This window comes from Dyadobacter sp. SRI_021 (genome assembly GCF_057586235.1).
The window spans coordinates 1,308,232-1,319,390 of record NZ_JBYCZM010000001.1 but is presented as its reverse complement, the minus strand read 5'-3'; the positions used below and the strand labels follow the sequence as shown (position 1 = coordinate 1,319,390).

General features: G+C 49.1%; 9 protein-coding genes. 5 read left to right on the top strand and 4 right to left on the bottom strand.

Annotation, left to right across the window (positions count from 1 at the left end; all coding sequences use genetic code 11):
- Nucleotides 1-20: 20 nt before the first annotated feature.
- Nucleotides 21-1,034 (bottom strand): LacI family DNA-binding transcriptional regulator, encoded by a 1,014-nt coding sequence (locus AC2YIT_RS05405; RefSeq protein WP_487278477.1) that lies wholly within the window; start codon nucleotides 1,032-1,034, stop codon nucleotides 21-23.
- A 151-nt stretch (nucleotides 1,035-1,185) separates the two neighbouring features.
- On the opposite strand from AC2YIT_RS05405, the gene AC2YIT_RS05400 reads away from it, so the two are divergent.
- The 4 genes from AC2YIT_RS05400 (at nucleotide 1,186) to AC2YIT_RS05385 (ending at nucleotide 5,892) form a co-directional block, all read left to right on the top strand.
- Nucleotides 1,186-2,589, top strand: a complete 1,404-nt coding sequence (locus tag AC2YIT_RS05400; RefSeq protein ID WP_487278476.1) for a Gfo/Idh/MocA family protein — start codon at nucleotides 1,186-1,188, stop codon at nucleotides 2,587-2,589.
- A gap of 6 nt (nucleotides 2,590-2,595) precedes the next feature.
- The gene (locus tag AC2YIT_RS05395) at nucleotides 2,596-3,369 is read left to right on the top strand and encodes a glucosamine-6-phosphate deaminase (RefSeq protein WP_487278475.1); all 774 of its coding nucleotides are present in this window, start codon (nucleotides 2,596-2,598) and stop codon (nucleotides 3,367-3,369) included.
- A gap of 66 nt (nucleotides 3,370-3,435) precedes the next feature.
- Nucleotides 3,436-4,578: an acyltransferase family protein gene (locus AC2YIT_RS05390; RefSeq protein ID WP_487278474.1), complete on the top strand. Its 1,143-nt coding sequence runs from the start codon at nucleotides 3,436-3,438 to the stop codon at nucleotides 4,576-4,578.
- Nucleotides 4,579-4,581: 3 nt separating this feature from the next.
- Nucleotides 4,582-5,892 carry a dienelactone hydrolase family protein gene (locus AC2YIT_RS05385; RefSeq protein ID WP_487278473.1) on the top strand — a complete coding sequence of 437 codons (1,311 nt, stop codon included), beginning with the start codon at nucleotides 4,582-4,584 and terminating at the stop codon, nucleotides 5,890-5,892.
- On the opposite strand, the gene AC2YIT_RS05380 is transcribed toward AC2YIT_RS05385, so the two are convergent.
- The 3 genes from AC2YIT_RS05380 to accC all read right to left on the bottom strand — a co-directional run bounded on the left by AC2YIT_RS05380 (nucleotide 5,876) and on the right by accC (nucleotide 9,466).
- Nucleotides 5,876-6,556, bottom strand: coding sequence for a 2-C-methyl-D-erythritol 4-phosphate cytidylyltransferase (locus AC2YIT_RS05380; RefSeq protein ID WP_487278472.1), 681 nt, complete (start codon nucleotides 6,554-6,556; stop codon nucleotides 5,876-5,878). The two genes, AC2YIT_RS05385 and AC2YIT_RS05380, sit on opposite strands and share 17 nt — an antisense overlap.
- A gap of 88 nt (nucleotides 6,557-6,644) precedes the next feature.
- Nucleotides 6,645-7,694 carry a tRNA preQ1(34) S-adenosylmethionine ribosyltransferase-isomerase QueA gene (gene queA / locus AC2YIT_RS05375; RefSeq protein WP_430841703.1) on the bottom strand — a complete coding sequence of 350 codons (1,050 nt, stop codon included), beginning with the start codon at nucleotides 7,692-7,694 and terminating at the stop codon, nucleotides 6,645-6,647.
- A 266-nt stretch (nucleotides 7,695-7,960) separates the two neighbouring features.
- Nucleotides 7,961-9,466, bottom strand: coding sequence for an acetyl-CoA carboxylase biotin carboxylase subunit (accC, locus tag AC2YIT_RS05370; RefSeq protein ID WP_487278471.1), 1,506 nt, complete (start codon nucleotides 9,464-9,466; stop codon nucleotides 7,961-7,963).
- 176 nt (nucleotides 9,467-9,642) lie between these two features.
- Here accC and AC2YIT_RS05365 point away from each other — a divergent pair, with 176 nt between their 5' ends.
- Complete coding sequence (locus tag AC2YIT_RS05365) at nucleotides 9,643-10,914, top strand: aminotransferase class I/II-fold pyridoxal phosphate-dependent enzyme (protein ID WP_430841707.1); 1,272 nt, start codon at nucleotides 9,643-9,645, stop codon at nucleotides 10,912-10,914.
- Nucleotides 10,915-11,159 lie beyond the last annotated feature (245 nt).

The window sequence follows — 11,159 nt, the reverse complement described above, 5'->3', positions numbered from 1 at the left end:
GGGGGCTTTGTTCGGTTCCATTACCTACCCCTCCTTGTAGATTCCCGCACAATTAGCTCCGTAGGCAGTGAAATTTCCTGTGTTGGATAACTCTGCTTTTGAATATGCCTGATCAGTACCTCGCAGCTTTTGCGGCCAATTTCATAGGCGGGCTCAGCAATTGTAGAAAGAGATGGTGATATGATTTTGGACGTTGGATCGTTGGTGAAACCTATAACCCCCACTTCTTCACCTACCAAAATACCGTGCTCCCGCAGCCATAAGATCACGCCGAATGCCTTACGGTCGTTCACGGAGAAGATTGCGTCCGGCGGTGATGTGCTGTTAGACAATATTTCTATGTCCTGGCGCCCGTTCTCATCGCTGAAACCGGAGTGGATTACTCCGTATGATTCGAGATTGTGCTTTTTCAATGTATCGAGATAGCCTCGGAGCCTTTGTTGGGTTAGATTTAGGCCTGGTGGGCCGGCGAGGTGGGCGATTTTGGAATAACCTTGGGCAATCAGATGCTCGGTGGCCATGCAGGCGCCGGTGTAATCGTCCTGAACGATAGCAGATGTTCTGACAGCCTCAGGGACGCGGTCGAAGAATACCAAAGGCACGTCGGCTTCGATCAGCTCCTCAAAATGGCTGAAATCGGTTGTTTCATAGGTAATGCAGGCAAGCAGGCCGTCGACGCTGCTCAGGGATAGTTCACGAACAACTTTCGTTTCCCAATAAGCCGAATCATTCGTCAGGTACAGCATTACCTGATAATTTTGTTCCAAAGCATATTCCTGAATACCCGTGATGACAGTAGAGAAGTAGTAATTGGTAATAGCCGGAATGATCACGGCAATCTTATGTGTCCCGCTTTTGACCAGCCCGGTCGCATTAAAATTGGGGCGATAATTCATTTTGGCAGCCGTATCGAGCACCAGTTGCCTCGTTTCTGCACTTACATCGTAAGTATCCCTCATCGCCCGCGAGACCGTTGCTACCGATATTCCGAGTGCTTTCGCTATGTCTTTGATCGTAGTTAATCTTCTTGTCATTGAACTAACCGCTTCATGGCATGGAATGAAATTCTGGTTTCGATAACGTTCTCGCTACTATTTAAAGCAAATATCTGGAATGCCGCTATAAATCATTGTAAAATTGTACGATTGCAAACGTTTTTTTGGATTGTACAACGACTCAAAGCAAATGAAAAAGCGGGAATTTTTGAAAATAGCCGGTTTGGGCACGCTTGGCATAGCGGGAGCCAATGCGAAAGTTACTGGTGAACCGGGGATCATCGTTCCAACCGACAAAAAGCAGCTCTTCAACATGAGCGGTTATGCAGCGCCCAAAATGGATACGGTGCGTATAGGCTATATCGGTATGGGAAACCGTGGGGGCGGGGCCATTAAGCGTATTGTGCACCTTGCGAGTGTGCATGTGAAGGGCGTGGCTGATATTGTGCCTGAAAAGGCCAACAATGCAAAGAAGTTCCTGACGGATGCCGGACACACACCGGATGCCTATTCCGGTTCACCCGACGCCTGGAAGAAGATGTGCGAGCGTGACGACATCGATTTAATCTACATTTGCACGCCATGGAACCTGCATACACCCATGGCGCTGTACGCGATGGAGCACGGCAAACATGTCGCGACGGAAATCCCGGCAGCTACCACGGTTGAAGACTGTTGGAAGCTGGTTGAAACTTCCGAGCGAACCAAAAAGCATTGCATGATGCTGGAAAACTGTTGCTACGATTTTTTTGAATTACTTACATTAAATATGGCCCGGCAAGGCTATTTCGGAGAAATTGTACACGTTGAAGGCGCCTATATCCACGACATTTTCGAATCACTTTTCCAAAAGGACAAACGTTTCGAACTCTGGCGCTTGAAGGAGAACCGGCGGAATGGGAATTTGTACCCGATGCATGGACTCGGCCCGATTGCCCAGGTATTGGATATCAATCGTGGCGATAAAATGGATTATCTGGTCTCGATGAGCAGCAACGACTATATGTTGCAGGCGAGGGCCAACGAACTGGCTGCCAAAGACCCCGATTTCAAGCAATTTGCAGGAAAATCGTTCCGTGGCAATATGAATACTTCCGTTATCAAAACGAATAAGGGAAAGACTATCATGTTACAACACGATGTCTCTTCTCCCCGGCCCTATTCACGCCTACACCTGATCAGCGGTACGAAAGGTGCCGCTCAAAAATATCCGCTGCCCGAAGATGGCACGCAGGGCCGCATTTCGCACGGGCACGACTGGATTAAACCTGAGGAATTCAAAGCGCTTGAACAGCAATATCAGCCCGAAATCGTGAAGCGCGTAGGTGCATTGGCGAAAAAGGTAGGTGGTCACGGGGGAATGGACTTCCTGATGGACTGGCGATTGATTGACTGCCTCCGCAACGGGCTGCCATTGGACCAGGACGTATACGATGCAGCGTCATGGAGTGTGATATCGCCTTTAACGGAATGGTCGGTGGCGAACAGATCGAATTCAATCGATGTGCCGGACTTTACCAATGGTTCGTGGAAGAAAAACAAGCCCGTGGACATTGCATTGAAGGAGGGCGGTAATACAGAAGTAAAATCATAAAAGCGTATGAAAGTTATTATTTCGGAGACAAAGGAGGAGCTAGGGCAAAGTGCGGGGGCATATGCCGCCATGATTATCCGGGACACGATTACCCGGCAGGGGTATGCCAATGTAATTCTGGCAACGGGAACAAGCCAGTTTGAAACATTGAACCAGCTGATCGAAGAGAAGGATATTGACTGGTCGAAAGTCACGATGTTTCATTTGGATGAATATATTGGCCTACCCGTGACACATCCGGCGAGTTTCCGGAAATATCTGGCCGAGCGGTTTTTGTCGAGAGTGCCTTCTTTGCGCGCTTCGTATCTTATTAATGGAGAAGGAAATCTGGAAAAGGAACTGGAATACCTGGCCCGGGAAATTGGTGAGCGCCCGATAGACGTAGCGCTGGTAGGCATTGGCGAGAATGGACATTTGGCTTTCAACGATCCTCCGGCTGATTTTGAGACAGATTCGCCGTATTTAGTAGTAAACCTCGACGAGCCTTGCCGCCGTCAGCAAATGGGTGAGGGGTGGTTTGGATCATTGGAAGAAGTGCCGTTGCAGGCAATCAGTATGTCGGTGCGGCAGATCATGAAATCGACGCACATCATTTGCTCGGTTCCCGATGAAAGAAAAGCGGTAGCAGTTAAGAATAGCCTGGAAAACGAGGTTAGCAATGCATTCCCGGCGAGTATTTTGCAGCTTCATCCGAATTGTACGTTTTTCCTGGACAGAGAATCGGCCAGCTTGCTGTCGGCCATCGAAACTGCCGATAAAAATATCGAAATGCCGAAATAGCAGCGCCCTTACGGGTAAAAAATAGTGGTACAGTAGCTTCTATTCCAAACCGTTATCCCTAAACCTATGGAAGCACCGTCTATTGTTGTTCCAAAAGAAGTAAAGCAATCCAATGCACCGGGCCGGCTGGCGTCGATCGACGCATTGCGGGGATTCGATATGCTGATGATCGCAGGTGGCGGGCAGTTTATAGCCACGTTGGGCGGAAAGACGGGCATTCCGTTCATCGACGCTGTCGCTGCGCAGTTCGAGCACCCGGCGTGGAATGGCTTTACATTTTACGATTTTATCTTCCCGTTGTTTCTTTTCCTGGCCGGTACCTCGCTCGCATTCAGCGTCACGGGCGGCTTGGCGAAGGGTATTTCACCTTCAGTGATCAGAAATAAAGTGTTCAAGCGGATGCTGATCCTGATCGCATTGGGTATTCTTGACAAGAATGCGCCGATGGATATTTTCGACCCCGCACATATACGCTACGGAAGCGTGCTCGGGCGCATCGGGCTCGCGACGTTTATTTCCGCTATTTTGTATATGAAATGTGGGGCAAATCAACGGTTGTATATTGCTGCGGGCATCCTGGTCGCTTATTATTTGACATTGCTAGTAGTGCCTGTGCCGGGCTTTGGCAGCGGCGACCTATCCTTTGAGGGAAACCTGGTGGGATGGATTGATCGTAATTTCATGCCGGGCATATTGAAGCAGGGTACTTACGACGAGCTCGCATTACTTACCCAATTTCCGGCGATATGTCTCACACTTTTTGGAACGGTGGCGGGTGACATTTTGCTGGGACAAGGCAATGCAAATCCCAAACTCAGAAAACTATTCCTATTCGGTTTTGCGGGAATCGTTATCGGACTGGTCTGGAATTTCGTGTTTCCTATCAACAAACACCTCTGGTCGAGCTCGTTTATTATGCTTACTTCGGGAATGGCGTTTGTGATGCTTGCATTGTTTTACTGGATCATCGATGTGCAGGGGTACCACAGATGGGCGTTTTTCTTCCGCGTAATAGGGCTGAATTCATTGGTTATTTACCTGGCCGTGCGGTTTGTGGATTTCAACGAATCATCGCGACTGCTTTTTGCGGGCATCTATAAACATGCGCCGGAAAACTGGCACGAGGTGTACAACACGTTGGGCGGTTTTGTGCTGGTATGGCTGTTCCTCTACTTCTTGTATCGTCATAAAATATTCGTTAAAGTATAGCCTATGAAAACCGTCGACACGGAACGCAATGCTGGTGAAATATCCCGAAGATCGTTTTTAAAAAACACTGCCGGTTCGGTAGCGCTGTCGATGGCGGGTGACGCTCCGGTAACCGCAGCAGCTCCGATTTTTAATACACACAGTAATAATCCGCTTTCTATGGCATCAGATAAAAGCCTTATCGGCGCTTATGGTCCCTGGGCCGCCTCATTGCTTCCGGCGCAGCCTCCGCTTTCTTTTCGTAATAAAAAATGGGATAATATCGATGCCTGGCGGAAAGAAGCTTTGGCGAAAACGATAGAGTTGGTGTCTGCTCCTGCGAAACCGGCATTGCCAAAGGTTACTGTCAAGAAAAAGTATACCTACGATGGACTGGAAATAGAAGAACTATCGTGGCAATTACCTTACGGGCGGCCTACCGAAGCGGTTTTGCTCAGACCGGCAGGCGTTACCAAACCTTTGCCGGGCATTCTGGGACTTCATGATCATGCGGGAATGAAGTATTTCGGATTAAGAAAGATTGTCAAAACTTCCGGTGACCAGCATCCGATATTGAAAGAGCATCAGGAAACGGATTACGGTGGTAAGGCTTGGGCGAATGAGGTTGCAAAGCAAGGTCACGTGGTGTTGGTGCATGATACTTTTGCGTTCGGTAGCCGCCGGGTCTATTATGAAGACACAAAAGGACTGAACTGGGGCGCCGTAAGCACTGAAGGCAAATCGGACGTAGATCCCGAAAAACCCGAGAATATCAAGACTTACAATGCGTGGTCATCGGAGCATGAGCATGTGATGTCCAAATCGCTGTTTTCGGCCGGTACCACCTGGCCGGGTGTGTTTCTGGCAGAAGATCAAGTTGCGCTCGATATTCTGGCAGACCGGAAAGAAGTAGATGCCAACCGCCTTGGCTGCGGCGGGCTTTCGGGAGGTGGTTTACGCACGGTGTACCTGGCCGGCCTCGATCCCCGCATTAAATGCGCCGTTTGCGTCGGTTTTATGACGACCTGGAAGGATTTGATCTTGAATAAATCATTCAATCATACCTGGATGACCTACACGCCGTTGCTGCCCAAGTACCTTGATTTTCCCGAGATTCTGGGCCTGAGGGTGCCATTACCTACATTAGTTTTAAACAATAACCAGGACGAACTGTACACACTTCCAGAAATGAAGGCTGCGGATGCTATCCTGACAGAAGTTTTCAAAAAAGCGGGGGCCTCCGACAAATATAAAGCCAGTTTTTACGACGGGCCGCACAAATTTGACGCAGATATGCAGAAGGAGGCCTTCGAATGGTTTAAGAAGTGGCTGTGAGGTAAATTTCCGCCCAGCGAAGGTCTTCCGGTGTTGTGATTTTAATATTCTCGTAAGCGCCATCGATAAGCTGGATGTGGTAACCCCAGGCTTCGAGCACGCTCGCGCAATCCGTGAACGATTCGTGGTAATCGGCGGTAAATGCGGCTTTCATCCACGACGATCTAAAAGTTTGGGGGGTCTGGATAAGTCGGAAGAGCGTGCGGTCCATCGCCTTGTTGCCTTCGTTCTGGCCCACAATCCGAATGGAATCTTTCAAAGGTACACTCACCACCGCAGCGCCGTGTGATGCGGCTTTTGTAAAACTCTCGGCGATAATCTCCCGCGAAATAACCGGCCTAACGCCGTCGTGAACCGCCACGAGGAATTCGTCCTGCTCGACAATGCAATTCAATCCGTTTTTGACCGAGTGAAAACGGGTTTTGCCGCCCGCTACCAGCTGATGGGCGATGGCGAAGCTATGTTTTTTACACAATTCTTCCCAAAAACCGAACTGCTCTGATGGTAGTACTACGATAATGCGCAGGTTGGGCGAATAACCGGCAAATGCACGGATCGTGTGCATCAGCACGGGCACGCCGTTTACGGAGAGAAACTGTTTCGGGATATCACTTTTCATGCGGCTTCCGGTTCCGCCGGCCACGATGATGACGTATTCTTGCATTGGATTCAGGACTCATAAAAAATGGTCATTTACGGCTCAGGACGGGCGTCGCTGATCATAAATGACCATTGGATTTCAGGGTTGTATGTTAAATGATCAGCATCGCATCGCCGTACGTGAAGAATTTGTATTTCTCCTTGATGGCGATATCATAAGCTTTCATCACCAGATCAAAACCTCCGAAGGCGCAAGCGGCCATCAAAAGGATCGATTCGGGCAGCTGGAAATTCGATAGCAATGCATTGGCAATCTTGAAATCGTACGGAGGAAACACGAACTTGTCCGTCCAGCCTTCCACCGGTTTCAAATGGCCGCTCGCTGACACCGACGACTCGATAGCTCTCAAAGACGTGGTACCCACCGCGCAAATACGCTTTTTACCATCAATTGCCTTATTCACAACGTCGGCGGTACTTTGTGTAATGCGGTAGTTTTCGGAGTCGGTTTTGTGTTTGGTCAGATCTTCCACGTCTACGGTGCGGAATGTGCCTAAACCTACGTGCAAAGTAACAGGAGCGAAGCTAACCCCTTTGATTTCCAGGCGCTTCATGATGGCTTTGGTGAAGTGCATACCGGCAGTGGGGGCGGCTACGGCACCTACGTGCTCCGCAAAAATGGTTTGGAAACGCTCGCGATCGGCGCTTTCCACCTTGCGGCGGGAGATAATTTCGGGAGGAAGCGGAGTTTCGCCCAGCTCGTCGACCAGCTTCATAAACGCGTCGTTGTCGCCGTCGTAAAGGAAACGGATCGTACGGCCGCGGGAAGTGGTATTATCGATTACCTCAGCTACCAGGTCGCTGTCGCCGAAATACAGCTTGTTACCCACACGGATTTTACGTGCTGGATCAACCAGAACATCCCAAAGGCGCATTTCACGGTTCAATTCGCGCAACAGGAAAACTTCGATTTTCGCGCCGGTTTTCTCCTTTTGGCCGTAAAGGCGGGCAGGGAATACCTTCGTATCGTTGATAGCCATTACATCGCCGTCGTCAAAATAATTGATCACATCGGCGAATGTTTTATGTTCAATTTCTCCTGTTTTCCGGTGAACGACCATCAGGCGGGACTCTCCGCGGTCGGAAGGATGAAGTGCGATTAAACTCTGGGGAAGATCAAACTTAAATTCGGATAGCTTCATAGCTGGATATTCTGTGAATTTCTTTGGTCGTAGATAATGTCAGGAAAAAAGGGTAAATCCCGATTTCTGGCGGATTCCGGCACTTATTACAACTGAATTATAGCAATTATTAACTAGATAAGCATTCACCTTTCAAAGAAAATTTCATAGCGGGAATACTTGCAGGCGTTTCAAATTGCCCAAAAAATTTGTATAATCAGCCCTTATCTAAAATAAGACCGCAAAAGTAGGAATTTTTTTAAAAAATTTCAAGAAATACGACAGTTTTAATGTGCCGTGAAGCGGCGAGCTCTCCATTTGGATGCATTTGCATTCACTTCCTCATTCTGAACAGGTTTGCTTTCATGCAAAGTATCGCTAAGAAGGGCGGAGATCAGCGCTGCAAGGCCCGCGACCTCTTCATCGTTTTTTGTACTTAACACATCCGGATTGAAATGCCGGCTCACAAAATTGGTATCGAAGCTGCCGTTCACGAATACTTCGTGCTGCATCACAAACCGGCAGAATGGAAGCGTGGTCTGCACACCCGTAATCTGGTATTCGTCAATGGCTCTCATCATTTTCCGAATCGCCGTTTCCCGGTTTTCGCCATAAGTAATCAGCTTGGCGATCATCGGATCGTAGTAGATCGGGATTTCCATGCCCTGTTCAAAACCATCGTCCACCCGCACGCCATTGCCGTCAGGCTTCACGTACGTATGCAAAGTGCCGATGTCGGGTAGGAAATGATTGGACGCGTCCTCGGCGTAAACCCTGATTTCAATGGCATGACCGCGGATCTGTAAATTTTCCTGTGCGATGGCCAGGGGTTGTCCTTCCGCGATTCTGATCATCTCTTTTACCAGGTCCACGCCGGTGATCATTTCCGTTACCGGGTGCTCTACCTGCAAGCGGGTATTCATTTCGAGGAAGTAGAAATGCCGGTTCTCATCCATGATAAACTCTACTGTACCCGCCCCGTAATAGTTGCAGGAGCGTGCGACGTCCACTGCGCAGCGTCCCATTTCCTCGCGAATTTCAGGGGTAATGGAGATCGACGGTGCTTCTTCCACCACTTTCTGATGCCGCCGCTGAATAGAGCATTCTCTTTCGAAAAGGTGGATAATGTTGCCATGATGGTCGCCCAGGACCTGGATTTCAATGTGCTTCGGCGAGGTAATGTATTTTTCAATGAAAACGGACCCGTCTCCGAATGCCGCCTGTGCCTCGCTCACTGCCCGGTCCATTTGCTCGTCGAATTCTGCTTCGTTTTCTACGACGCGCATGCCTTTCCCGCCACCGCCGGCGCTGGCTTTGATGAGAATCGGGTAACCAATGCTGTCGGCAATGCGTTTGGCCTCGTTGCGGTCGTCGATGGCGTCCGGTGTGCCGGGTACCATCGGGATATTGTACTTCGAAGCCGCTCGCTTCGCAGCGAGCTTACTTCCCATGATCTCGATTGATTCCGGCGAAGGACCTATGAAGATCAGCCCGGCCTCCTTTACCCGTTTCGCAAAACCTGCATTTTCGGAGAGAAACCCATAGCCTGGATGGATCGCGTCGACGCCCAGTTCTTCGCAGACTTTCAGGATTTTATCAATATTCAGATAGGACTCAGAAGATGGGGCCGCGCCTATGCACACGGCTTCGTCGGCGTAGCGTACGTGCGGGGACGCACGATCCGCCTCGCTGAACACGGCGACTGTCGCGATGTCCATTTCCCGTGCGGTACGCATGATTCTCAAAGCAATTTCGCCCCGATTGGCGATTAGAATTTTTCGGATTTGGGGCATAAAAATGGTGGTAAGGTTTGGAATACCGAGTGCCGAATAAAGGCACTCTTCCCATTAATTTACTAACTTACCGTAGGTTGCAATGACGAAGGTCTTTTTTTAGTTAAATGTAAATTTTTTATTTTTGCATTTATCTAACATTTAAATCATCAGTTACCCACATAAAAAAAGAGAGAGTGGATATTTTCGAGAAATTGCGCAACAACTCAGGTCCGATCGGAACGCCAGCCAAAATGCTGAACAGCCACCATTATTTTTCGTTTCCGATGCTGGAAGGAGAGCTTGGGCCGCGCATGAGATTTATGGGACGGGAAGTGCTGAACTGGAGTCTCAATAATTACCTGGGTCTGGCGAACCATCCGGAGGTTCGTAAAGCGGATGCCGAAGCCGCTGCCAAATGGGGCCTCGCGTACCCGATGGGCGCAAGGATGATGTCGGGAAACTCTACCCTGCATGAGATTTTTGAAAAGGAACTGGCGCAGTTTGTCGGTAAAACAGATGCATTCCTCCTCAACTACGGTTACCAGGGCGTCATGTCCGCGATCGAATGTCTTTGCGACCACCGCGACGTGATCGTATACGACGCCGAATCGCACGCATGTCTGATCGATGGTATCCGCCTGCACAAAGCGAAACTGGGTGAATATTACAAGTTCAACCATAACGACATGGTGAGCCTTGAAAAGAATCTGATCCGTGCGACCAAACTCGCAGAGGAGAAAGGCGGCGGCGTGTTGGTGATTACCGAAGGCGTTTTTGGAATGTCAGGTAAAGTAGGCGATCTGAAAGCCATTGCCGAATTGAAAAAGAAATACAGCTTCCGTTTGCTCGTAGACGACGCGCACGGCTTCGGCACAATGGGCGAAACTGGTGCCGGTGTAGGCGAGTTGCTGGGTGTGCAAGACGAAATTGACCTTTATTTTTCTACATTCGCGAAGTCGATGGCGGCTATCGGAGCGTTCATCGCTTCGAACGATCCGGAAATCATCATGTTCCTCAAATACAATATGCGTTCGCAAACCTACGCGAAGGCACTCCCGATGCCTTACGTAGAAGGCGGCCGCAAACGTCTTGAGATGATCAAGCAAATGCCGGAACTGCGTGCGAAGCTTTGGGAAAACGTCAGGGCTATGCAGGACGGTTTGCGTGCCCGTGGCTTCAATATCGGTGAAACTGAGTCGCCTGTAACACCGGTTTTCCTTCACAGCGAGGGCGGTGTGCCTGAGGTTACCCGCATGGTGCGCGACTTGCGCGAGAACATGGGAGTTTTCTGTTCGATCGTGGTTTACCCGGTAGTACCGAAGGGCCAGATCATGCTCCGCATCATTCCGACTGCTTCGCATACGCTCGAAGATGTTGAATATACGCTGAACGCTTTCACGACGCTCGCCGAAAAACTCAAAAACAGAGTTTACCAGAGCGACGCAGTACAAGAAGTCGTGGAATAGTTATAAAACCGCTTTTTTTGCGTACAGAGGGCTTTTTTTGAAAAAGCTCTCTTTTTTATTTACTATCGGACAATAAAACCTGCCAATCTTAACTCATTGTTAATGAGTGTATTATCTTTGGTTGGGTGTTTAATTGTATTTTAGAAGTGTTTTTTTTTGTTTTTTGGGTTGCTTAAATGGTTTTAATTACTAAATTTCGGTCAAAACATGCGTTTTTAGCGTGTGAGAGGCATTTTTTAAAACTA

What these genes read in the sequence shown, in the direction of transcription:
- AC2YIT_RS05405 (WP_487278477.1), bottom strand. Translation starts at nt 1,034, where the DNA reads ATGACAAGAAGATTAACTACGATCAAAGACATAGCGAAAGCACTCGGA.
- AC2YIT_RS05400 (WP_487278476.1), top strand. Translation starts at nt 1,186, where the DNA reads ATGAAAAAGCGGGAATTTTTGAAAATAGCCGGTTTGGGCACGCTTGGC.
- AC2YIT_RS05395 (WP_487278475.1), top strand. Translation starts at nt 2,596, where the DNA reads ATGAAAGTTATTATTTCGGAGACAAAGGAGGAGCTAGGGCAAAGTGCG.
- AC2YIT_RS05390 (WP_487278474.1), top strand. Translation starts at nt 3,436, where the DNA reads ATGGAAGCACCGTCTATTGTTGTTCCAAAAGAAGTAAAGCAATCCAAT.
- AC2YIT_RS05385 (WP_487278473.1), top strand. Translation starts at nt 4,582, where the DNA reads ATGAAAACCGTCGACACGGAACGCAATGCTGGTGAAATATCCCGAAGA.
- AC2YIT_RS05380 (WP_487278472.1), bottom strand. Translation starts at nt 6,556, where the DNA reads ATGCAAGAATACGTCATCATCGTGGCCGGCGGAACCGGAAGCCGCATG.
- queA (WP_430841703.1), bottom strand. Translation starts at nt 7,694, where the DNA reads ATGAAGCTATCCGAATTTAAGTTTGATCTTCCCCAGAGTTTAATCGCA.
- accC (WP_487278471.1), bottom strand. Translation starts at nt 9,466, where the DNA reads ATGCCCCAAATCCGAAAAATTCTAATCGCCAATCGGGGCGAAATTGCT.